Below are 22790 nucleotides of genomic sequence, written 5' to 3' on the forward strand. Positions count from 1 at the left end.
TTGACGGGTGACCACGGAGACCCTGTGGATCGTCGTAGCGGTCATCGCGGCGGTCCTGCTGATCGCTCTCATCCTCGGGCTGGTGATCGGCCGGCGGCGGCGGATCAGCCTGCGCGAATCCGACGAGCTCGAGCGCCCGACCGGCCCGGAGATCAAGCCGCCACCGCGCGGAGGCACGTACCAGGCCGGCGGCGGGTTCAACTTCTCCACCGGGGCCCAGACGCCGCCTGCCCCCGCGCCCGCGCCCGCGCCTGCTCCTGCACGTGACACGGCCCCGCCGACGGTCGAGGACCGGGCGGCGACGGAGGCCCCGCCGGCCACCGAGGTGCGGGAGAGCGCTCCCGCGGACACTGCGCCGCCGGTCACCCGGCCCGCCGAGACGGCGGCCCCGGTGACCCCGCGTGCCGAGACCGCGCCGCCGGTGACCCCGCGTGCCGAGACCGCGCCGCCGGTGACCCGTCCTGCGGAGACCGTGGCACCCGAGGCCGGGCCGCGAGCGCCCGAGGCGGCTGCGCCGGAGGCTCCCGCGGCGGAGAAGGCCGCTCCCGAGGCTCCGGCCGCGGAGAAGGCCGCTCCCGAGGCTCCGACCGCGGAGAAGGCCGCGCCCGAGTCTGCGCCGCCGGAGGCCCCGGCCGCCGAAACGGCCGCGCCCGGAACCACCGCGCCCGGAACCACCGCGGCCGGAACCACCGCGCCCGGAACCACCGCGCCCGACACGACCACCCCGGCCACCCGCCCGGCGGACACCGCGCCGCCGGTCACCCGCACCGCACCGCCGGCTGCGGCACCGGAGGAGCCGCTTTCCACCAACGGCGCCGCCCCCGCGGCGACAGCCCCACCGGCCACTCCGGCCCCGGAGGTGGCTCCCGCCCCGGAGGCCGCACCGCTCGCCCCGACCGAGCCCATCGAGCCCCCGGGGGGCCGCCTCGAGCGGCTGCGCGGGCGGCTGGCGCGGTCCCGGTCGGGCTTCGGGCAGAGCCTGCTCGGCCTGCTCGGCGCCGGTGAGCTGGACGAGGAGTCGTGGGAGGACGTCGAGGCCACGCTGTTGCAGGCCGACCTCGGTCCTGAGATGACCATGGAGCTCGTCGAGACGTTGCGCACCGAGCTGGCCAGCCGCGGTGTCCGCACACCGGAGCAGGCCCGCCAGTTGTTGCGGGAGGTGCTGACCGACGCGCTGCGCCCCGACCTCGACCGTTCGGTGCGCGCGCTGCCGCACTCCGGGCGCCCGGCGGTGCTGCTCGTCGTCGGCGTGAACGGCACCGGCAAGACCACCACCACGGGCAAGCTGGCCCGGGTGCTCGTCGCCGGCGGCCGGCACGTCGTCCTGGGTGCCGCCGACACGTTCCGGGCCGCCGCGGCCGAGCAGCTCGGCACCTGGGGGGAGCGGTCCGGTGCCGCGGTGGTCCGGGGCGCCGAGGGCGCCGACCCGGCCGCCGTCGCGTTCGACGCGGTCAAGCGGGCCGCCGACGACGGTGCCGACGCCGTCCTGCTCGACACCGCCGGCCGGCTGCACACCAAGACCGGCCTGATGGACGAGCTGGGCAAGGTCAAGCGCGTCGTCGAGAAGCGGGCCGAGGTCGACGAGGTGCTGCTCGTGCTCGACGCCACGACCGGGCAGAACGGGCTCACGCAGGCCCGGGTGTTCGGCGAGGTCGTCAAGGTCACCGGCATCGTGCTGACGAAGCTCGACGGCACGGCCAAGGGGGGCATCGTCTTCCGGGTCCAACGCGAGCTCGGCGTTCCGGTGAAGCTGGTGGGTCTCGGGGAGGGTCCGGACGACCTGGCGCCGTTCGAGCCCGCCGCGTTCGTCGACGCGCTGCTCGACTGAGAACCGGATTCAGTGACGCGGTAACCGGCTCGTAACCCGCGGACGACGCTCGTTCATCGCGCGGAAACAGCTCACGCGCATGTCCGAAACATGGCACTTCGATTATTCCCGGCAGTTGCCGCTGGCGCAGGCGGCGTAGACGGGAGGGAGTTCCGTGGGCGCGTTGAACAACGGCGATACCGCGTGGATGCTCGCCAGCTCGGCGCTGGTGCTGCTCATGACGCCAGGACTGGCGCTGTTCTACGGCGGCATGGTCCGCAGCAAGAGTGTGCTCAACATGATGATGATGAGCCTCGGGTCGATGGGGCTCATCGGCGTCCTCTGGGTGCTCTACGGGTATTCGGTCGCCTTCGGCAACGACGTGGGTGGGGGCCTGCTCGGCAACCCGGCGGAGTTCGCCGGCCTGAAGGGCCTGTTCGTCGGGACCTACACCGGTGACGCGGTCTCCTACCCGCTGTCCGGGTCCATCCCGGCGCTGGTGTTCGTCGCGTTCCAGGCCACCTTCGCGATCATCACCGTGGCGCTGATCTCGGGTGCGGTCGCCGACCGCATGCGGTTCGGTCCCTGGCTGCTGTTCGCCGGCATCTGGGCGACGGTCGTGTACTTCCCGGTCGCGCACTGGGTGTTCGCGTTCAGCAGCTCGGACGGCTCGGTCATCGGTGGCTGGATCGCCAACGACCTCAAGGCGATCGACTTCGCCGGCGGCACCGCGGTGCACATCAACGCCGGTGTCGCGGCGCTCGCGCTGGCCGTCGTCCTCGGCAAGCGCCGCGGCTGGCCGCGGGAGCCCATGCGGCCGCACAACCTGACGCTGGTCATGCTCGGCGCCGGCCTGCTGTGGTTCGGCTGGTTCGGGTTCAACGCCGGTTCGGCCCTGGGTGCCAACGGCACGGCGGCGTTCGCATTCGTCAACACCATCGTCGCCACCTCCGCCGCGATGCTCGCCTGGCTGCTGGTCGAGCGGATCCGGGACGGCAAGCCGACCAGCCTCGGCGCCGCCTCCGGCATCGTGGCCGGCCTGGTCGCGATCACCCCCGCCTGCTCCTCGGTGTCGCCGCTGGGTGCGATCGCGGTCGGCGCCATCGCCAGCGCGTTGTGTGCCCTGGCCGTCGGGTGGAAGTACCGGTTCGGCTACGACGACGCGCTCGACGTGGTCGGGGTGCACCTGGTCGGCGGTATCGCCGGCACGGTGCTGATCGGCTTCTTCGCCGATCCGGGTTCGCCCGCCGCGGTCGCCGGCCTGTTCTACGGCGGTGGTGTCGACCAGCTCTGGCGCCAGGTCGTCGGGGCCCTCGCGGTGCTGCTCTACTCCGGCATCGTGACCGCGATCATCGCGGTCGTCGTGAAGGCGATCGTCGGCCTGCGGGTCAGCGAGGAGGACGAGGTCACCGGCATCGACGAGACCGAGCACGCCGAGACCGGCTACGACTTCTCGAGCCTCCGGGGCGGTGGCGGCCTCGGGACGCCGCGTCCGCCGGCGGCGGCGCCCGCCGGCCAGGTTCGGACAACCGCAGGCAAGGAGAGCTGAGCGATGAAGCTGATCACGGCGATCGTCAAGCCGTTCGTACTGGAGGACGTCAAGGGCGCCCTGGAGCAGGTCGGTGTACTCGGCATGACCGTCAGCGAGGTGCAGGGCTACGGCCGGCAGAAGGGCCACACCGAGGTCTACCGGGGTGCGGAGTACTCGGTGGATTTCGTGCCGAAGGTCCGGGTGGAGGTCGTCGCCGACGACGTCCTCGCGGACAAGGTGGTCGATGCCGTGGTCGAGGCCGCGCGCACCGGCAAGATCGGTGACGGGAAGGTCTGGGTGACCCCGGTCGAGACCGTGGTCCGGGTCCGGACCGGCGAGCGTGGGACCGACGCGATCTGAGAACCCGACGGGTGCCGGGGCCCGCCGCGCCGATCGACGGCACGGCGGGCCCGGGCGCTTTCCACCGCCGCTGTGGGCTTTGTCCTGATCCACCGTTACGGCCGGGTCCGCCGTGTCGCTGCAGGGGGCGTTGAGAGGAATGCCGAAGGTGCACATCGAGGTGGTCGTGGACGACGCCGTCGGGGAGAGGACGATCGAGGCCATCGTGCAGTCGGCACGCACCGGCAAGATCGGGGGCGGGAAGATCTGGGGGAGCCCGGTCGACAGCGTGATCCGGGTGCGGACCGGTGAACGGGCGCCGACGCGCTGTGACTGACCTGGAGCGACTGACCTGGAGCGACGCCGTGGGGAGCGTTCGGCGATGACCGTGACGGGGCCGGGCTCGGCTCAGGACCTGGTGCGAGCCAAGCGGGTGCTGCTCGAGGCGAGCGGCAAGCGCCGGCTGAGCCCGGAGGCGCTGCGCGTGGCGCTGGCCGACCTGCACGACTTCTGGCTGTCCTCCCGCGCCGCGGCGATCGGGCTGACCGACCGGGCCGCACTCATCGCGGTCGGTGCGCTGGGCCGCCGGGAGCTGGCCCCGTACTCCGATCTCGACCTGGTGTTGCTGCACGACGGCCGCAAGGACATCGACCGGCTGGCCGAGCAGATCTGGTATCCGCTGTGGGACGCCGGCATCGGACTCGACCACTCCGTGCGCACCCCCGGGCAGGCGGTTCAGGTGGCCGCCACGGATCTGCGCGCCGCGTTCGGGCTGCTCGAGGCCCGGCACATCGCGGGCGATCCGGCGTTGTCGGACAAGGTGCGCCACGCCGTGCGGCAGGCCTGGCGGGCGGGTATCCGCAGCCGCTTCGACGAGATCGCCGACGGTGCGGCCGACCGCTGGGCCAAGATCGGCGACGTCGCGCACCGGGTGGAGCCGGACCTGAAGAACGGGCACGGCGGGCTGCGCGACATCCAGCTGATCGACGCGCTCGCCGCCGCCCAGCTCGTCGACCGCCCGGCCGGCGACGTGCTCCAGGCCCGGGCACTGCTGCTCGACGTGCGCACCGAGCTGCACCGGCTGGCCGGCCGGGCGCGCGACGTGCTGCGCGCGCAGGACGCCGACGAGGTGGCCTCGGTCCTGGACATCGGCGACCGGTTCGAGCTGGCCCGGGCGGTGTCCGGGGCGGCCCGCGCGGTCGCGTTCGCCGTCGAGGTCGGGCTGCGCTCGGCCCGCGCCGCGCTGCCCCGGCGCGGGCTCGCCGCGCTGCGCCGGGCCCCGGTGCGCCGCCCGCTGGACTCCGGCGTCGTCGAGCACGGCGGCGAGGTGGTGCTGGCCCGGGACGCGTCGGCGCCGCGGGACCCGGCGCTGGTGCTGCGGGTGGCCGCGACCGCCGCCCGCACCGGCCTCCCGGTTGCCGCAGGCACCCTGCACCGGCTCGCCGAGACCGCCCCCGAGCTGCGGGAACCCTGGCCGCGCGCGGCGCTGGGCGAGCTGCTGTCGCTGCTGGGCGCCGGCCGCGGGATGGTCGACGTCGTCGAGTCGCTGGACCGGACCGGGCTGTGGGGGAGGCTGTTCCCCGAGTGGGGCGCGGTGCGCGACCTGCCGCCGCGGGACCGCGCGCACGTCTGGACCGTGGACCGGCACCTGGTCGAGGCCTGTTCCGAGGCCGCCCGGCTGACCACCCGGGTTGCCCGGCCCGACCTGCTGCTCATCGGCTCGCTGCTGCACGACATCGGCAAGGGTCGCGGCGGCGACCACTCGGTGGTCGGCGAGTCGCTGGCGCTGCAGGTCGGGCGGCGTCTGGGGTTCGGCGAACCGGACGTCGCCGTGCTGGGCGCGGTGGTCCGCCACCACCTGCTGCTGCCGCACACCGCGACCCGGCGTGACCTCGACGACCCGGCGACGGTCTCCCGGGTGGTCGACACCATCGACGGCAACGGGCTCGTGCTCGATCTGCTCGAGGCGCTCGCCGAGGCCGACTCGCTGGCCACCGGGCCGGGCGTGTGGAGCCCGTGGAAGCGCACGCTGATCCGGGACCTCGCCGGCCGCTGCCGGGCGGTGCTGGCGGGGGAGCCGCTGCCGGTGCCGGGCCCGCCGAGCGCGTTGAGTGCGGAGCTGACCGCCGCCGTGATCGCCGACGACCGGCCCCACGTGCGGATGTGCGCGGTCGGTGAGCCGGCCAGCGTGGTGGTCGCGGTGCCGGACCGGCCGAACTCGTTGTCCGCCGCGGCCGGTGTGCTCGCGCTGCACTCACTGGAGGTGCATGCCGCCGAGCTGCACACCACCGGCACGGTCGCGGTGTACGAGTTCACGGTCTCGCCGCGCTTCGGCGGGCTGCCCGACCCGGCCCTGGTGCGGGCCGACCTGATCCGGGTGCTCGACGGCTCGCTGCGGCTGGCCGACGCGCTGGTCCGCAAGGAGCGCGACTACGCCCCGACGTCGCCGCCGGTCGAGTCCGCCGCGCCACCGCGGGTGCTCTGGTTCGACGACGAGGCCAGCGGCGCGGTCGTGCTGGAGCTGCGCGGCACCGACCGGATCGGGCTGCTGCACCGGATCGCCGCCGCGCTGGAGGGCTGCGGGCTGGACCTGCGCTGGGCGCGGGTGGCGACCCTCGGCGCGTCGGTGGTCGACTCGTTCGGCGTGGCCGGCCCCGGCCCCGGCGGACGGTTGCCCCGCGCCGACCGGCGCCGGGTCGAGCAGGCCGTGCTGACCGCGGCGCGGTGACCGCGGTCACCGGACATCCCCGGGAAACGCAGCCGTAACACAACGCGGGGGCTCGTTCACCCTGTGGTTACAGCGCGTCGCATTCAGGTAACAGTGCCCGCCGATGATCCCCGGAGCCGACAGCTCGGGAGATCGAATGGACACCGGAAATACGGCGTTCGTGCTGGTATGTGCGGCGCTGGTCATGCTGATGACGCCGGGACTGGCGCTGTTCTACGGCGGCATGGTGCGCGCGAAGAGCGTGCTGAACATGATGATGATGAGCTTCGTGACGCTCGGCGTCGTCGCGCTGATCTGGATGCTCTTCGGGTTCTCGCTGGCTTTCGGCGATTCCCACGGCGGCCTCATCGGCGGGTTCGCCCACGCCGGGCTGCGTGACTCCGGTGCCGTCGTCGGCGCCGCCGGGCACGGCATCCCGCTGCAGGTCTTCGCGATGTTCCAGCTGATGTTCGCGATCATCACGGGTGCGCTGCTGTCCGGTGCGATCGCCGACCGCGCCAGGTTCTGGTCCTGGACGGTCTTCGTCTCGCTGTGGACCGTGCTGGTCTACGTGCCGCTCGCGCACTGGATCTTCGCGTTCGACGGCTTCGTCGGTGAGCACGGCGGGTGGCTGGCCAACGAGCTCGGCGCCCTCGACTTCGCGGGCGGCACCGCGGTGGAGATCAACTCCGGTGCGTCGGCGCTGGCCCTGGCCCTGGTCCTGGGCCGCAGGCGGGGCTGGCCGCGCGAGTCGATGCGCCCGCACAACCTGCCGTTCGTGCTGCTCGGCGCCGGGCTGCTGTGGTTCGGCTGGTTCGGTTTCAACGCCGGCTCGGCGCTGGCCGCGGGCGCCGTCGCGGGCAACGCGTTCGTCACCACCGTGGTGGCGCCTGCGGCGGCCGTGCTGGCCTGGCTCGTCCTCGAGCACCGGCTCGACGGGCGCCCGACCAGTCTGGGCGCGGCCTCGGCGGCGGTCGCGGGTCTGGTCGGCATCACCCCGGCCTGCGGTTACGTCGACACCTTCGGCGCGCTGGTGATCGGGCTGGCCTGCGGGGTGGTGTGCCAGCTCGCGATCCGGCTGAAGTACCGGTTCGGTTACGACGACTCCCTCGACGTCGTGGCCATCCACGGCATCGGCGGCGTCCTCGGCATGATCCTCATGGGCCTGTTCGCCACCCGGGCGGTCAATCCCGCCGGCGCCGACGGACTCCTCTACGGTGGCGGCATCGGCCAGCTCGGCAAGCAGGTGGTCGCCGTGCTGGTGGCGGCCACCTGGGCTTTCGCGGTGAGCTTCGGGCTGGCCTGGCTGGTGCGCGCCACCATGGGCTTCCGGGTTGCCCCGGAGGTCGAGGCGGAGGGCATCGACGAGGCCGAGCACGCGGAGAGCGCCTACGAGTTCTCGCCGCTGACCACGAACAGCCGGGGATCCGGGGTGCTGGCGCGCCCGGTGGCGCACGAGGAGACGTCGACATGATGCTGGTGACCGCGATCGTCAAGCCGTTCGCGCTCGGCGACGTGAAGGTCGCGCTGGAGCGCCTCGGCGTGCTGGGCATGACGGTCAGCGAGGTGCAGGGCTACGGCCGGCAGAAGGGCCACACCGAGGTGTACCGCGGTGCGGAGTACTCCGTCGACTTCGTGCCGAAGGTCAAGATCGAGGTCGTGGTCGACGACGAGGTGACCGACAAGGTGATCGACGCCGTCGTGCAGGCCGCGCGGACCGGCAAGATCGGCGACGGCAAGGTGTGGACGACGCCGATCGACACGGTGGTCCGGGTGCGTACCGGGGAGCGCGGCAGCGACGCGCTCTGAGCTCGGCGGGCGCCGATCCCGCGCGCCGGCCGATCATCGGACAGGTGGAACGAAACCTCCGATCAGGGCGTTCCCCTCGTATGACCCACGTCCTGCGACGTACCGCCGGGTCCCCGGTCCGTCTCGTGCTGCGCGGGCGGTCCCTCGTGCTGGTGGCCGGGATGCCCGGGGCCGGCAAGAGCACGCTGCTGGCCGGCCTGCCCGTGCAGGAGGGCGTCGCGGTGCTCGACTCGCAGGCCCACCGCGACGCGCTGGCCCGGTTGCTGCCGCCCGGCACGCCGTACCGCCGCTACCGCCCGCTGGTGCACCTGCTGCACCGGCTGGCCATCGTGCGCGCCGCGCTGGCCGGGGCGCCCACCGTGCTGGTCCACCTGCCCGCCACCGGTGCGCTCACCCGGTCCGCGATCGCGCTGCTGGCGGCCCTGACCGGGCGGGCCGCGCAGCTCGTCTGGCTGGACGTCGATCCGGCCGACGCCCTGCGTGGCCAGGCACAACGCGGCCGGGTCGTGCCCGCCGGGTCGTTCGCCGGGCATGCCGAGCGGGCCGCCGGGATGGCGGAACGGCTGCGGTCCGGGGAGCCGCCCGCGGGCTGGGCCGGGGTCACCGTGGTGGATCGCACGATCGCCCGTCGGGGTCTGATAGTGGACACCGGCACACCACTCGACGAGCACAAGTAGGCTCTCAGGGGTGTTCGACACCCTCTCCGAGCGTCTCAGCGGGACGCTGCGCGACCTGCGCGGCAAGGGCCGGCTGTCCGACGCCGACATCGACGCCACCGCGCGGGAGATCCGCATCGCGCTGCTCGAGGCCGACGTCGCGCTGCCGGTCGTCCGTTCCTTCATCGCGAAGGTCAAGGAGCGTGCGAAGGGTGCTGAGGTCTCCCAGGCACTGAACCCGGCGCAGCAGGTCGTCAAGATCGTCAACGAGGAGCTCATCGGCGTCCTCGGTGGCGAGACCCGGCGGCTCGCACTGGCCAAGGAACCGCCGAGCGTGATCATGCTCGCCGGTCTGCAGGGCTCCGGCAAGACCACGCTCGCGGGCAAGCTCGCGCTCTGGCTGCGCAAGCAGGGGCACACCCCGCTGCTGGTCGCGGCCGACCTGCAGCGCCCCAACGCGGTCAACCAGCTCCAGATCGTCGGCGAGCGGGCCGGCGTCACCACGTTCGCGCCCGAGCCGGGCAACGGCGTGGGCGACCCGGTCGACGTCTCCCGCCGCGGCGTCCAGCACGCGCGCGACAAGATGTACGACATCGTCATCGTCGACACCGCGGGCCGCCTCGGTGTCGACGAGGAGTTGATGCGGCAGGCCGCCGACATCCGCGACGCGGTCCGGCCCGACGAGACCCTGTTCGTCGTCGACGCGATGATCGGTCAGGACGCCGTGGCCACGGCCGAGGCGTTCCGTGACGGGGTCGGCTTCACCGGCGTGGTGCTCACCAAGCTCGACGGCGACGCCCGCGGTGGCGCGGCGCTGTCGGTCCGCGAGGTCACCGGGCAGCCGATCCTGTTCGCCTCCAACGGCGAGAAGCTGGCCGACTTCGACGTCTTCCACCCCGACCGGATGGCCAGCCGGATCCTCGGCATGGGTGACCTGCTCACCCTCATCGAGCAGGCCGAGCAGGTCTTCGACGCCGAGCAGTCGGCGGCCACCGCGCAGAAGATCGGCACCGGCGAGCTGACGCTGGAGGACTTCCTCGAGCAGATGCTGACGATCCGCAAGATGGGCCCGATCGGCAACATCCTGGGCATGCTCCCGGGCGCGGGCCAGATGAAGGACGCCCTGGCCCAGGTCGACGACAAATCGCTCGACCGGCTGCAGGCCATCATCCGCGGCATGACCCCGGCCGAGCGGGCCGACCCGAAGATCATCAACGGCTCGCGGCGGCTGCGCATCGCCAACGGTTCCGGGGTGACGGTCACCGAGGTCAACGACCTGGTGAACCGGTTCTTCGAGGCCCGCAAGATGATGAAGCAGATGGCCGGCCAGTTCGGCTTCGGCGGCGGGTCGCGGCGGCAGTCGAAGAGCCGCAAGGGCCGCAAGGGCGCCAAGGGCCGCAAGGGCCCGACGCAGCCCAAGGTGCGCGGTGGCCTGCCCGGCGGGTTCCCGGACCTGTCGACGATGCCGCCGGGGCTGCAGGAGCTGCCGCCGGGCCTGGGCGGCATGGACCAGCTGCCGCCCGGCTTCGACCCGTCGAAGCTGAACTTCGGCAAGAAGCCGCGTTGACGGCGCCGGAGATCCCCGCGGCCGGATACCGACTGCGGGGTGTGCTGCTGCCCGGCGAGACCTCCGTCGAGTTGTACGTCGACGGGGCCGGCCGGATCACTGCAGAGCCGCTGCCCGGCGCCGAGCCGCTGATCGAGGCGGGCTGGATCCTGCCCGGCCTCGTCGACGCGCACTGCCACGTCGGACTGGGGCCCTCCGGCGCCGTGGAGCTCGACGAGGCCGAGCAGCAGGCGCGCACCGACCGCGACGCCGGCACGCTGCTCATCCGCGATTGCGGCTCGCCGACCGACACCAGCGCGCTGCAGGCCCGCGAGGACCTCCCGGAGATCATCCGCGCGGCCCGGCACGTCGCCCGCCCCAAGCGCTACATCCCGGGCCTCGCGGCCGAGCTGGACGATCCGGCGCTGCTGCCCGACGTGGTGGCCGAACAGGCTGCGGCCGGCGACGGCTGGGTCAAGCTGGTCGGCGACTGGATCGACCGCGGGACGGGCGACCTGGCCCCGTTGTGGCCTGACGACCTGCTCGTCGAGGCGATCGAGGCCGCGCACGCGGCGGGGGCGCGGGTCACCGCGCACGTGTTCGGCACCGACGCACTGCCGGGGCTGATCAACGCCGGGATCGACTGCATCGAGCACGGCACCGGGTTGACCGACGACCTGATCGCCGAGATGGCCCGCCGCGGCACCGCGCTGGTCCCGACGCTGATCAACGTCGAGACGTTCCCCGGGATCGCCGACAGCGCGACGAAGTACCCGGTCTACGCCGCCCACATGCGCGACCTGCACCGCACCGCGGGCGACGTGGTGCGCCGGGCCGCCGAGGCGGGTGTGCGGGTGTTCGCCGGGACCGACGCGGGCGGCGGGATCCGGCACGGCCGCATCGCCGACGAGATCGCGGCGCTGCACGCCGCGGGACACACCGACGCCCTCGGTGCCGCCAGTTGGGCGGCGCGGGAATGGCTCGGGCGGCCCGGTCTCGACGCCGGGGCGCCCGCCGACCTGGTGGTCTACCGGGCCGATCCGCGGGCCGACCTGGCGACGCTGCGGGAGCCCGCGCTGATCATGCTGCGTGGACGGGTGGTGCACGCGGCGGGTTGAGTGCCCTTCCCGGGAACGTGCCGAGGGGCCCGCCGCGAGGCGGGCCCCTCGTCCTGCTAACGGCCTAGCGGGTGGCCAGGGCCCCGGTGGCGGTACCGCCGCGGGAGGACTGGACCAGGTACTGGGTCTGCAGCCTGGTCGGGCCGGGCCGGACCCGCACCGACCAGGCCCCGGTGGTGTCGACGGGGGAGGTCCCGATCTTCACCCACGGCGCGGTCGCGTCGGGCCGGGTGTAGAGGACCACCACCGTGGCCGGGGCGAGGACCCCGGTGTTCCCGGCGATCGTCGCCGTCCCGTCGACGCGCAACTCGCTGCCCGTCCGGTGCCGGGCGCTGCCGACGGTCACCGTGTCCCGCGGGACGTCGATCGTGACCTGGGTGCTGGACGGGTTGGCGCCGTTGTTGGTGGTCGTCAGCCGGATGACCGCCGGCCCGGTCGGCTCGTTGCGCGGGGCGCTGTCGGAGGTGGCTGCCGCGAAGGCGACCGTGGCGGTCGGCTTGGCGATCTTCGGGTCGGAGAAGGTCACCGCGGGGCCGCTCACCTGGCTCCACTCGTACGTCGTGGAGTTGGTCGACTGGCCGCCGTCCAGGGTGAACGTGGCGCCGCGGAGCGCCGAGGTCGGCGTGGCGACGGCCTTCGCCTGCGGGGTGGCGCCGGCGGGAACCCCGCCGCCCTCCGCGCACGGTGCCGGGTCGCAGATCGGACCGGGATCGGGTGCCGGGCTGGTGATCGGAGGCAGGCCGGGCGGCGACTCGGTGCCCCCGCTGACGGTCACCGGCGCGGTCGCGCTGCCGGTGGGCGAGGTGACCTTCACCGTCATCGGCGGGGCCACGGTCGGGATGACCGCGCCGTCTTGACCGACGGGGACGTTGTAGCCGTTCACGGTGAGCGGCTCGCCGGTGGCCGAGGTCGCCTTCACGCGCAGGGACGCTCCGTCGAAGCTCGCCTCGGTGATCGTGATGCCGCTGGGCCGGGTGACGTCCACGACGCTCGTGCTCACCGGGTCGTCACCGATGTTACGGACGGTCACCTTGGCCGGCGGCGTGCCGTTCACCTTGACCCGGGCGTAGAACCGCTTCGACCCGGTGTCGGTGAGCATCGGGGTCGTCGTGATGACGGTGCCGTCGCCGACCACCTCGATGTCCCCGGAGTCGGCCTCGCTGGTCACGAAGACGTCGAGGAACTCCCCGTTCAGGACGGCCGCGTCGGCCTGCACGCCCTTGTTCGTCTGCAGCTTGCCCTGCAGGGAGAACAGGTCGGTCTCCACGGTCTCGGCCGGACCGCCCGGCGCGTTGCCCACCACGTAGGACACCGAGAACTTGTTGAAGTCGAACGGGCTGCCGGTGACCGTGTGCTCCACGTCGGGGTTGCCGATGTATCCGGCCGGGGCGTCGGCGCCCCAGCTCAGGAACGGGCCCAGGTTGCCCTTGAGCGCGGTCCGGAAGTTGCCCACGGCGGGCGAGATGTCCTCGGTGATACGGCCGGCACCGGTCTCGTCGGTGTCGACGTCGATCGCACCGTAGGGGTGCTTGAAGTGCAGTGTCGTGTTCGGCGGGAAGTCGCGCACGACGATGCGCTGGCGGGCGAAGGTGATCTGGTCGCCGTCGGTCACGGTGTTGGCGAAGGCGGCCTCGAGGCCGAGGGTGAGCGTCGCGCGGCCCGCGCCCGCGGCGGAGGTCAGCTGCGAGCCCGCCAGCATGTAGAAGGCCTCCTCGGGGAAGTTGTCCGGGAACGAGATCGGCGCGGTCTCGTTCGGGACGTCGCCCGGCAGGAAGCCGCACAGCGGGTTGGTGTGGTCCAGGCAGAGCTCCAGACGCGTCCCCTTGCTGTCCTCGTACCAGGCCGGGAAACCGTGGGCGCTGTTCACCGGCCCGACGGCGGTCAGCCCGCCCGGGTTCTTCGTCACCACGGCCGTGGCTGCGAGCGCAGCGGGCGCGGCGAGGACCGGCACGGCGAGTGCGGCGATCATCGCCGCGAGTCGTCTGGTGGTGAGGCGGCGGAGCAACCCCCGCCGCGGTGGCGCTGCGGCGCTGTCGTGCACGGACCTGTCCATCCCATCTCCCAGGTGCCTGAACTGCTCGCCTCCGCCGGCCTGTCCGGGCATGCGGAGCTGATCCGTGCCGATGGTCGATGAGTCCGGTTCGGCCGGGCAGCCGTTGGTGGGGGAGCGTGCAGCCCCTCAACTGAGGGGGCGCCGAGGGGAGCCGTCCGGACCACGCCGCCGACATACCTTCGGCCCAGCCGGCTCAGGCCCGTGGTCGGCTGGACGGCGCAGTCCCGATGGCCCGGCGCGTGCGCACACGTCGTGGCCGAGCGCTGCGGCCGTGGCGGTCCAGGTAGCGTCGGAGCCGTGGGATCAGTGGATGGGCGGCAGGGCGCGACGTCCGGCAGTGAGGATGCCCGGGTATCCGAGCCGCGCCCGCAGGCGCCCGCGTCCGCCGACAACGGCACGACGGTTCCCGCCGCGGCCGTCGACTCGCCCGCCGGAGCCGGAGAGTCCGCAGCAGTGGCTGGTCCCGGCGCGCCCACGTCGCCGCAGGGCGGCGTGACCGGGCAGGTCCCGCACGGGCGGGCGGAACCGGTGCCGGCCGCCCCGCCACCGGGCCCCGCGCCTGCGCCCCCGCCCGGCTGGGGCCCGCCGCCACCCGGCTGGGCCCTGCAGCCCCGCTGGGGTCCGCCGCCCGCGGGCTACCCGCCGCCCTTCCCGCCGGAACCGCCGGCTCCGCGCAAGCCGCCGCACCGCTGGGGCTTCGGTGCCTACGTGCTGGTCGAGCTCATCTTCCTGTCCGTGTCGGCGCTGCTCGGCTGGTTGGTGCTGGGCCGCGGCCAGGTGACGGTCGGCGCGCTGGCCCTCGGCCTCGCGGTTCCCACCGTGATCGCAGCGGCGGCGGCGTTGCTGATCACCCGGCTGCGCGGCAACGGCCCGCGAATCGACCTGGGCCTGGAGTGGTCGTGGCGCGACGTCGGGCTGGGCCTGGCGTTCGGCTTCGGCGGGCTCGTCCTGACGATCCCGGCCTCGATCGCCTACGCGGCCATCCTCGGCCACGACACGTCGTCGGCCGTGGGAGACCTGTTCAACGGTGTCCGGGCCGGTCCGGGGGCCGCGATCGGCGTCTTCCTCATCGTGGTGTTCCTCGCTCCGCTGTGCGAGGAGATCGTCTACCGCGGTCTGCTCTGGGGGGCGATGGAGAAGCACGGCGCGGGCCGCTGGCTGGCGTTCGCGCTGACCACGCTGCTGTTCGCGCTGGCCCACTTCGAGTTCACCCGCACGCCGTTGCTGTTCATCGTCGCGATCCCGATCGGGCTCGCGCGGCTGTACACCGGGCGGCTGCTGGCCAGCGTCGTCGCCCACCAGATCAACAACTTGCTGCCGGGGTTGGCGCTGCTGTTCGCGCTGCTCGGCGTCGCCCCGATGTGATCGGACTGCGGCCGCGGGACCGATCACCGAGCGGGGTGAGGCGGGCGTTATCCCGGCTCCGTTCGTCCGACGGGCGGGGCATCTGGCAGAATGGTCGATCGGCCCCGCGGCTGGCCCTCTACCGTGCCGCGGCCACAGACGTCGAGTGAAGCGCAGCCCGTACCCCCACGCGAGCCGCGCGGACTCATCGCAGCAGGACCCGATCCGCGAGGAGCAGTAAACAGCGTGGCCGTCAAGATCAAGCTGATGAGGCTGGGCAAGATCCGTCAGCCGTACTACCGCATCGTCGTCGCCGACGCGCGCACCCGGCGTAGCGGCCGGGCGATCGAGACCATCGGCAAGTACCACCCGAAGAACGAGCCGAGCCTGATCGAGGTCGACTCGGACCGGGCCCAGTACTGGCTGGGCGTCGGCGCGCAGCCGACCGAGTCGGTCCAGAACCTGCTCGAGATCACCGGCGACTGGCAGAAGTTCAAGGGTCTGCCGGCCGAGAGCCGGCTCAAGCCGCAGTCGGTGAAGGTCGACAAGCTCACCCGCTTCCAGGAGGCGCTCGCCGCGGCCGGCCAGGAGCCGACCACCGAGGCCACCACGCCGAAGAAGAAGGCCGACCGCCGTCCGAAGGCCGATGAGGCCGGTGCCGACGGCGAGGCTGCCGAGGCCACCGAGTCGTGAGCGTCCTCGCGGACGCCCTGGAGCACCTCGTTCGAGGGATCGTTGATCACCCGGACGATGTGCGGGTGGATCTCGTGACGAGCCGGCGCGGCCGCACCCTCGAGGTCCGGGTGCACCCCGACGACCTCGGCAAGGTGATCGGCCGTGGTGGTCGCACCGCCACCGCGCTGCGCACCGTCATCGGTGGCATCGGCGGCCGGGGTGTGCGGGTGGATGTCGTCGACACCGACCGCTGAGCTCCTGGTCGGCATCATCGTCCGACCACACGGCCTGCGCGGCGAGCTCGTCGTCGAGGTACGGACCGACTCCCCTGAGGAACGGTTCGCCCCCGGGACGGTGCTCGCCGCGCGCCGGGCCGGTGCGCCCGACGGTGTGCTGACCGTCGAGTCCTCGCGCCCGCACTCCGGGCGGCTGCTCGTGCGCTTCGTCGAGGCCACCGACCGCACTGCCGCTGAGGAGCTGCGCGGCACCCGATTGCTGATCGCCACCGATGCGCTGCCGCCGACCGGTGACCCCGACACCTTCCACATCCACCAGCTCGAGGGCCTGCGTGCCGAGCTGGAGGACGGCTCCGTCGTCGGCACCGTGCGCGAGGTCGTGCACGGCCCCGGCGGCGAACTGCTCGTCCTGGCCCGCCCCGACCGGCCCGACGCCCTGGTGCCGTTCGTGCTGGCCATCGTCCCCACCGTCGACCTGGACGGCGGCCGGATCGTGCTCACCCCGCCCGAGGGTCTGCTCGACGTCGACTGATCGGCCGCGTCGGCCGCCGTGCTCGTTGCCGCCGGCCTGGCCGTGTCCCTCTCCCTCCCGCGCGCCGCAGCGCGCGTTCCCCGTTCGCGGAGCGCCCTGACCTCGGTGTCAACTTTGGTTGACGCGGGCCGGAGGTCAACGTAGGTTGACGTCATGGCCGATGCGACGAAGGTGGCGGCGGCGGCGTCCAGCAAGGACCCGGCCGTAGGACTGGCGGCGGTGGCGTCCCTGCGCAACCTGCTCGAGTCGCTGGAGGAGCTGCAGGTGACCAACGCCCGCTCCCAGGGCTGGTCCTGGCAGCAGATCGCCGATGTCCTGCAGGTCAGCAGGCAGGCGGTGCACAAGAAGTACCGACGGTTCGGGTTCTGAGCTTCCAGGGGGCGACGATGTTCGAGCGGTTCACGGGCGAGGCGCGGCGGGCGGTCGTGATCGCCCAGGAGGATGCGCGCGAGCGGCGCGACATGATCCACACGGAGAACCTGCTCGTCGGCCTGTTCGGGGTGCCCGGCGCTCCGGCGGTCGCACTGCTCGCCGAGTACGGCGTCGACCGTGCGTCGGTGATCGCAGCCGTCGAACGGCTGCGCCAGGCCGGCGGCCCGGCCTCCGACGCCGAGGCACTCGCCACGCTGGGCATTGACCTCGACGAGGTCCGCAGGCAGGCCGAGGAGGCGTTCGGTCCCGGTGCGCTCGACCGGACCCGGGCGGCGCGCCGGCGCGGCCGGTTGCGCGGCGGACACATCCCGTTCCACCGGGACACCGAGAAGGCGCTCGAACTCGCGCTACGCGAGGCCGTCCGGCTCAAGCATCGCCACATCGGCACCGAGCACCTGCTCCTCGGGCTGCTGCACGCCGAGACCGGAGCCGCCCGGCACATCCTCGCCGCCCACGGCGTCACGCTCGACGGCATGCGGGCGGCGGTCGCAGGCCTGGGACGCGGCGCGGCCAGCGGCTGAGCCGCGGTCGGAGGATCCGGCGCGATCCGGCTCTGCGAGGATCCACCCAGTGCGGATCGACGTCGTCACCATCTTCCCCGGCTACCTGGCCCCGCTGCGCGAAGCGCTGCTCGGCCGGGCCATCGACGCCGGCCTGATCACGGTGGCCGTGCACGACCTGCGCCGCTGGACCCACGACGTGCACCAGGCGGTGGACGATGCGCCCTACGGCGGCGGACCGGGCATGGTCATGCGCCCGCAGGTGTGGGGGGAGGCGCTCGACGAGGTCGTCGGGCCGATCGACGCGGCCATGCCACCGCCGCGCCTGATCGTGCCGACCCCGGCCGGGCGGCCGTTCACCCAGGCGCTGGCCCACGAATACGCGGCCGAGCAACGGCTGGTCTTCGCGTGCGGCCGCTACGAGGGCATCGACCAGCGGGTCATCGACGACGCCGCGGCGCGGATGCCGGTCGACGAGGTGAGCATCGGTGACTACGTGCTGGTCGGCGGCGAGGCCGCGGTCCTGGTGATCGTCGAGGCGGTGGCCCGGCTGCTGCCAGGCGTGCTCGGCAACCCGGCCTCCGCGGAGCAGGACTCGTTCTCCGACGGGCTGCTCGAGGGCCCTGCCTACACACGCCCGGAGACCTGGCGCGGACGGTCGGTGCCCGACGTGCTGCGCAGCGGCAACCACGGCGCGATCGCCCGCTGGCGCCGGGACCGGTCACTGGAGCGCACCGCGGCGCGACGGCCCGACCTGCTCGCGGCCCTGCCGCCGGACGCCCTGGATCGGGCGGACCGGGCGCTTCTCGATACCCTGACCTCGCCGGAGACCGACCTTGACGGGGTGGGCTGACCGGCCGGTTTCACCCCCGCGATGCACGTCTGGCACTATGGACGGGTTGCCAGCGCCCGACGCACCCGCCGGGCCAGCCGGGCACCACCCCCCTCGAGTGGAGCGGTGCCCCTGCATGACCGCAATCAGACGAGGACGGACCTGCGCGATGAACACCCTGGACGCACTGGACGCACAGATGCTGCGCTCCGACATCCCCGACTTCCGGCCGGGTGACACGCTCAAGGTCCACGTGAAGGTCATCGAGGGCACGCGTTCGCGGGTCCAGGTCTTCCAGGGCGTCGTCATCCGCCGCCAGGGCTCCGGCGCCCGCGAGACCTTCACGGTCCGCAAGGTGTCCTTCGGGGTCGGCGTCGAGCGCACCTTCCCGGTGCACTCGCCGAACCTGGACAAGATCGAGGTCTTCACCCGCGGTGATGTCCGCCGGGCGAAGCTTTATTACCTTCGTGAGCTTCGCGGCAAGGCTGCGAAGATCAAGGAGAAGCGGGAGACCCCGAACGCGTCCTGACCATCACACTTCTGTGATGGAAAGGTGACGTAGCCTCGTGGGTGTGGCGCTACCCGAGCTTCCCGACGACCGCCGGGCGCAGCCCCAGCGGTACGCCCCGGCGAGCCAGTCGGCGCCCCACCCACCTGCCGCGCCTGGTCGGCCGTCGCCGCCGCGGCGGTACGAACCGCCGTCTCCCCCGGGCAACGGACGCCCCGGTCCGCCGCCGGTGGGCGGCGGACCGCGCAACGGCCAGGTAGCACCGCCGCGTGGTGGCCAGCCCGGTCCGCCGCCTGGGCGGCGGACCGAGCCACCCCGGCGGATCCCGCCTCCGGCCGAGCCGGCCGGGAGCGACCCGGAGCCGGAGACGACGCACATCCCCGCCGTCGACCCCCCTGCTGCCGACACCCCGGCCAGCCCGGGCCGGCACCGGCGCCGCGCCGGTGAGTCGCCCACGGGCCGTCCGGTCTCGTCCTTCCAGCAGGCCGATGCCGGCTCGGGGGAGGAGAAGGCCCGCCCGCCCCGCGGCGGGCGCCGGCGGCGGCCGACGTTCTGGAAGGAACTGCCGCTGCTCATCGTGGTGGCGTTGCTCCTGACGTTCCTCATTCAGACGTTCCTGGCCAAGGTCTACGTCATCCCGTCGGGGTCGATGGAGACGACGCTGCACGGCTGTACCGGCTGCGACAACGACCGGGTGCTCGTCGACAAGGTCAGCTACCGGTTCACCGACCCGGCCCCGGGCGACGTGGTGGTGTTCCGCGGCCCGGACAGCTGGAACAGCGAGATCACCGTCCAGCAGCCGAACAGCGCGCTGGTCCGCGGCCTGCAGCAGCTCGGCTCGCTGGTCGGCCTCGCCCCGCCCGACGAGAAGGACTTCGTCAAGCGCGTCATCGCCGTCGGCGGCCAGACCGTGTCCTGCTGTGACTCGCGCAACCGCGTGATGGTCAACGGCCAGCCGCTCGACGAGCCCTACATCTACTACCTGCCCGAGGCCGGCCCGGCGCGGCAGGTCCCGTTCGGGCCGGTCACGGTTCCCCCGGGGGAGCTCTGGATGATGGGTGACAGCCGCAACAACTCGGCCGACTCCCGGGTGCCCGGCCACGGCCCCGTCCCGGTGGCGAACGTCATCGGCAAGGCCCGGCTGATCGTGCTGCCGTTCTCCCGCTTCGGCTGGATCCCGTCCCCCGACCCGCAGACCACCGCCGTCGGCATGCCCGCCGGGGGCGGTCCGGCGAACTCGGGCGCGCCGCTGGCCCTCGGGATGCTCGGCACGCTGCCGCTGGCCGCCGGGCGCCGGTGGCGGGCCCGCTGGGAGGATGACGTGACGGGTTTCCTGCCGTCCCGCAGCGTGCCGCCGCGACGGCGCCCGCGCGGGCGCGGCCTGCGCTGACCGGGGGTTCTGTGCCGGTACGTCCCAACGGGCGCAAGCCCCGAGTCCCGTCCTTCGTGCTGCCGCCGGACTGGCGGCCTGCGCGCGCCGTCGTCCGCCGCTCGGCGGGCAGTTGGACCCTGCAGAGCACGCTGGACCGGCACGGCCTCGGGCCGGTCGCCGGCGTCGACGAGGCCGGACGAGGGGCCTGCGCCGGGCCGCTCGTGGTCGCGGCCTGTGTGCTGCGGCCCGGCGACGCCAAGCGGCTCGAGGGCCTGACCGACTCCAAGATGCTCACCGCGGCCGCCCGCGAGGAGTACTACCGGTTGATCGTCCGGAGGGCCGCCGACCACGCGGTCGTCGTCATCCCGCCGGCCGAGGTCGACCGGCGCGGCGTGCACGTCGCCAACATCGAGGGCATGCGGCGCGCCGTCGCCGGGCTGTCCGAGCCGCCGGGGTACGTACTGACCGACGGGTTCGCGGTGCGCGGGTTCGGTCGCCCGGCCCTGGCCGTGCCGAAGGGCGACCAGGTCGCGGCGTGCGTCGCGGCCGCGTCCGTGCTGGCCAAGGTGACGCGGGACCGGATCATGGTCGAGTTGGACGCGCAGCTGCCGCAGTACGGGTTCGCGCTGCACAAGGGCTACTGCACGCCTGTTCACGACGCCGCGCTGGCGGAACACGGTCCGAGCGCGGTGCATCGCTACTCGTTCGTCAACGTGTCCGCGGTCGCGGCGGCCACCGCCGCTGTCGGGCCCGCCACCGCCCTGGTCCACAATGGGATGCTCACGCCGGTGGTGGGCCCGCAAGCCCGAGAAGGAGTACAGCTGTGAGCGCCGAGGATCTCGAGAAGTACGAGACCGAGATGGAGCTCACGCTCTACAAGGAGTACCGGGACATCGTCTCCCAGTTCTCCTACGTCGTGGAGACCGAGCGCCGCTTCTACCTCGCGAACTCGGTCGACGTGGCGCCGCGCAACGCGGACGGTGAGGTCTACTTCGAGGTCCGGATGTCCGACGCGTGGGTGTGGGACATGTACCGTCCGGCGCGCTTCGTCAAGAACGTCCGGGTGCTCACGTTCAAGGACGTGAACATCGAGGAGCTCGACAAGCCCGACCTGCGGCTGCCCGGGGGCGACACGTTCGGCTCCTGACCGGCAGGGCCCGGGTTGGGCCATCCCGCCGATGCCAGGCCCGGCCGGGCCGGTCTAGCGTTGCCCCCTCTGTGCCACGACGTCGACGTGGAGCCTGGCATGAGGATCGGCACGTTGGGGCGCGTTGCGGTGCGGTCCGCCGGAGGCAGGGAGTTCGGCGGCCACGACGAGAAGCGGGCGTCACGGTGACCGCGCCTGCGGGGGAGGTGCTGGTCCTCTTCGGCATCACCGGCGACCTCGCCCGCAAGATGATCCTCCCCGCCCTCTACCGGCTCACCGCGCGCGGTGAGCTCAGCGTTCCGATCATCGGGGTGGCCCGGTCGGTCCGCGACCGCGCGACCTTGGACAAGCACATCGCGTCCGCGGTGCAGGACGCCGTCCCGGACGCCGACCGGGCGGCCCTGGAGGCTTTCAGCGCCCGGGTGCAGCTCGTCGCGGGCGACTACGGCGACCCGGACACCTTCCGCCGGCTGGCTGCCGCCGTGCACTCCGCCGCCGGATCCGACCCGTTCGGGGTGTACTACCTGGCAGTGCCGCCCGACCTCTTCGGCGCCGTCGTCGACAACCTCGCCGCAGCCGGACTGACCGGGCGGGGCCGGCTCGTGGTGGAGAAGCCGTTCGGCCACGACCTCGCCTCGGCCCGCGCGCTCAACGCCCGGATCCGCCGGCACGTCGACGAGGACCAGCTGTTCCGGGTCGACCACTACCTGGGCAAGGAGCCGGTGGAGGACCTGCTGGTGTTGCGGTTCGCCAACACCCTGCTCGAGCCGCTGTGGAACCGCACCTGGGTGCGCGGCATCGAGATCACCATGGCGGAGGCGTTCGACGTCGCCGACCGCGGCTCGTTCTACGACGCCGTCGGCACCGTCCGCGACGTGGTACAGAACCACCTGCTGCAGGTCCTCGCCTATCTGACCATGGAGCCGCCCGTCAGCGACGACGCCGACGCCCAGCGCGACGGCAGGGGCCACCTGTTGCAGGCGGTGCGGACGGTGGACCCGGCGCAGGCCGTGTTCGGTCGCTACGACGGGTACCTCGATACCCCGGGAGTGGCGCCGGACTCGACGACCGAGACCTTCGTCGCGCTCACACTGCACATCGACAACTGGCGCTGGGCCGACGTGCCGATCCGGGTCCGCGCCGGCAAGTGCCTGCCGACGACCGCGCTCGAGGTCGTCGTGGAACTGCAGCAGCCACCCCGCAGGCTGTTCGTCGACGCGGCCGGCGGCGCCCCGGGGCCGAACCTGGTGCGGCTGCGCGTGCAGCCCGACGCCGGGCTGACCTTCGAACTGCTGGCCAAGGAGCCCGGCCCGGGCGACCGGACCGCCCCGCTACCGGTCTCGGTGGACTTCCGCAGCGTGCTCGGCGAGATGCACGCCCCCTACGAGCGCATCTTCGCCGACGCGATCGCCGGGGATCCGACCCACTTCGCCCGCATGGACACCCTGGAGGAGGCCTGGCGGATCGTGGGGCCGGTGCTCGACGAGCGGACCGAGCCACCGCTGACCTACCCGCGGGGCAGCTGGGGGCCGGACGTGGCGGCCGCACGGCTCGGCTGGCACGCCCCCCTCGGCTGACGGCCCCTACACCGGTGTCCCGACAGTCTCGGTCCTCCCTACCGTGACGCGGGCGGGTTGTCCCCATCG

At 73.2% G+C, this 22790-nt stretch carries 23 protein-coding genes; 22 read left to right on the forward strand and 1 reads right to left on the reverse strand.

Going from position 1 to position 22790, the window contains the following annotated elements:
• Positions 1 to 7: 7 nt before the first annotated feature.
• From ftsY to HF526_RS16430, 10 genes are all read left to right on the forward strand, one after another.
• Positions 8 to 1828, forward strand: a complete 1821-nt coding sequence (gene ftsY / locus HF526_RS16385; protein WP_169382314.1) for a signal recognition particle-docking protein FtsY — start codon at positions 8 to 10, stop codon at positions 1826 to 1828.
• Positions 1829 to 1991: 163 nt separating this feature from the next.
• Positions 1992 to 3356 (forward strand): ammonium transporter, encoded by a 1365-nt coding sequence (locus tag HF526_RS16390; protein WP_169382359.1) that lies wholly within the window; start codon positions 1992 to 1994, stop codon positions 3354 to 3356.
• Between the two features lie 3 nt (positions 3357 to 3359).
• Positions 3360 to 3698 (forward strand): P-II family nitrogen regulator, encoded by a 339-nt coding sequence (locus HF526_RS16395; RefSeq protein WP_169382315.1) that lies wholly within the window; start codon positions 3360 to 3362, stop codon positions 3696 to 3698.
• A gap of 148 nt (positions 3699 to 3846) precedes the next feature.
• Positions 3847 to 4014, forward strand: a complete 168-nt coding sequence (locus HF526_RS16400; RefSeq protein ID WP_338051524.1) for a P-II family nitrogen regulator — start codon at positions 3847 to 3849, stop codon at positions 4012 to 4014.
• A gap of 45 nt (positions 4015 to 4059) precedes the next feature.
• Positions 4060 to 6405, forward strand: coding sequence for a [protein-PII] uridylyltransferase (locus HF526_RS16405; protein WP_169382317.1), 2346 nt, complete (start codon positions 4060 to 4062; stop codon positions 6403 to 6405).
• A 136-nt stretch (positions 6406 to 6541) separates the two neighbouring features.
• Positions 6542 to 7858, forward strand: a complete 1317-nt coding sequence (locus tag HF526_RS16410) for an ammonium transporter (RefSeq protein WP_169382318.1) — start codon at positions 6542 to 6544, stop codon at positions 7856 to 7858.
• Entirely contained in the window at positions 7855 to 8193 is a 339-nt protein-coding gene (locus HF526_RS16415) for a P-II family nitrogen regulator (RefSeq protein ID WP_169382319.1), read from the forward strand. Before HF526_RS16410 ends, HF526_RS16415 begins: the two co-directional genes overlap by 4 nt.
• A gap of 80 nt (positions 8194 to 8273) precedes the next feature.
• Positions 8274 to 8870: an AAA family ATPase gene (locus tag HF526_RS16420; RefSeq protein ID WP_239028762.1), complete on the forward strand. Its 597-nt coding sequence runs from the start codon at positions 8274 to 8276 to the stop codon at positions 8868 to 8870.
• A 10-nt stretch (positions 8871 to 8880) separates the two neighbouring features.
• On the forward strand, positions 8881 to 10416 hold the full coding sequence (gene ffh, locus HF526_RS16425) for a signal recognition particle protein (protein ID WP_169382320.1): 1536 nt from the start codon (positions 8881 to 8883) through the stop codon (positions 10414 to 10416).
• Positions 10413 to 11513, forward strand: coding sequence for an amidohydrolase family protein (locus HF526_RS16430; RefSeq protein WP_169382321.1), 1101 nt, complete (start codon positions 10413 to 10415; stop codon positions 11511 to 11513). Before ffh ends, HF526_RS16430 begins: the two co-directional genes overlap by 4 nt.
• A 64-nt stretch (positions 11514 to 11577) precedes the next feature.
• Here HF526_RS16430 and HF526_RS16435 read toward each other — a convergent pair whose 3' ends face one another.
• Positions 11578 to 13566: a hypothetical protein gene (locus HF526_RS16435; protein WP_169382322.1), complete on the reverse strand. Its 1989-nt coding sequence runs from the start codon at positions 13564 to 13566 to the stop codon at positions 11578 to 11580.
• Between the two features lie 297 nt (positions 13567 to 13863).
• On the opposite strand from HF526_RS16435, the gene HF526_RS36955 reads away from it, so the two are divergent.
• The 12 genes from HF526_RS36955 to zwf all read left to right on the forward strand — a co-directional run bounded on the left by HF526_RS36955 (position 13864) and on the right by zwf (position 22721).
• Positions 13864 to 14931, forward strand: a complete 1068-nt coding sequence (locus HF526_RS36955) for a CPBP family intramembrane glutamic endopeptidase (RefSeq protein WP_338051525.1) — start codon at positions 13864 to 13866, stop codon at positions 14929 to 14931.
• Positions 14932 to 15156: 225 nt separating this feature from the next.
• On the forward strand, positions 15157 to 15603 hold the full coding sequence (rpsP, locus tag HF526_RS16445) for a 30S ribosomal protein S16 (protein ID WP_169382323.1): 447 nt from the start codon (positions 15157 to 15159) through the stop codon (positions 15601 to 15603).
• The gene (locus HF526_RS16450; protein ID WP_169382324.1) at positions 15600 to 15839 is read left to right on the forward strand and encodes an RNA-binding protein; all 240 of its coding nucleotides are present in this window, start codon (positions 15600 to 15602) and stop codon (positions 15837 to 15839) included. The genes rpsP and HF526_RS16450 overlap by 4 nt, the downstream gene beginning before the upstream one ends.
• Positions 15817 to 16353: a ribosome maturation factor RimM gene (rimM, locus tag HF526_RS16455; protein WP_169382325.1), complete on the forward strand. Its 537-nt coding sequence runs from the start codon at positions 15817 to 15819 to the stop codon at positions 16351 to 16353. The genes HF526_RS16450 and rimM overlap by 23 nt, the downstream gene beginning before the upstream one ends.
• A gap of 153 nt (positions 16354 to 16506) precedes the next feature.
• On the forward strand, positions 16507 to 16722 hold the full coding sequence (locus tag HF526_RS16460) for a helix-turn-helix domain-containing protein (protein WP_169382326.1): 216 nt from the start codon (positions 16507 to 16509) through the stop codon (positions 16720 to 16722).
• 17 nt (positions 16723 to 16739) lie between these two features.
• Complete coding sequence (locus HF526_RS16465) at positions 16740 to 17306, forward strand: Clp protease N-terminal domain-containing protein (protein WP_211177316.1); 567 nt, start codon at positions 16740 to 16742, stop codon at positions 17304 to 17306.
• Positions 17307 to 17355: 49 nt separating this feature from the next.
• Positions 17356 to 18138: a tRNA (guanosine(37)-N1)-methyltransferase TrmD gene (gene trmD, locus HF526_RS16470; RefSeq protein ID WP_169382327.1), complete on the forward strand. Its 783-nt coding sequence runs from the start codon at positions 17356 to 17358 to the stop codon at positions 18136 to 18138.
• Positions 18139 to 18286: 148 nt separating this feature from the next.
• A complete protein-coding gene (gene rplS / locus HF526_RS16475; RefSeq protein WP_169382328.1) occupies positions 18287 to 18646 on the forward strand; it encodes a 50S ribosomal protein L19 in 360 nt (119 codons plus the stop codon).
• 208 nt (positions 18647 to 18854) lie between these two features.
• Positions 18855 to 20015 carry a signal peptidase I gene (gene lepB / locus HF526_RS16480; protein ID WP_338051526.1) on the forward strand — a complete coding sequence of 387 codons (1161 nt, stop codon included), beginning with the start codon at positions 18855 to 18857 and terminating at the stop codon, positions 20013 to 20015.
• A gap of 56 nt (positions 20016 to 20071) precedes the next feature.
• Positions 20072 to 20824: a ribonuclease HII gene (locus tag HF526_RS16485; RefSeq protein WP_169382364.1), complete on the forward strand. Its 753-nt coding sequence runs from the start codon at positions 20072 to 20074 to the stop codon at positions 20822 to 20824.
• Complete coding sequence (locus tag HF526_RS16490; protein WP_169382329.1) at positions 20821 to 21144, forward strand: DUF2469 family protein; 324 nt, start codon at positions 20821 to 20823, stop codon at positions 21142 to 21144. Before HF526_RS16485 ends, HF526_RS16490 begins: the two co-directional genes overlap by 4 nt.
• A gap of 185 nt (positions 21145 to 21329) precedes the next feature.
• On the forward strand, positions 21330 to 22721 hold the full coding sequence (gene zwf / locus HF526_RS16495; protein WP_169382330.1) for a glucose-6-phosphate dehydrogenase: 1392 nt from the start codon (positions 21330 to 21332) through the stop codon (positions 22719 to 22721).
• Positions 22722 to 22790: the final 69 nt, after the last annotated feature.

The sequence above is a fragment of the Pseudonocardia acidicola genome, from assembly GCF_012911935.1.
In the GTDB taxonomy this organism is placed as follows: domain Bacteria; phylum Actinomycetota; class Actinomycetes; order Mycobacteriales; family Pseudonocardiaceae; genus Pseudonocardia; species Pseudonocardia acidicola.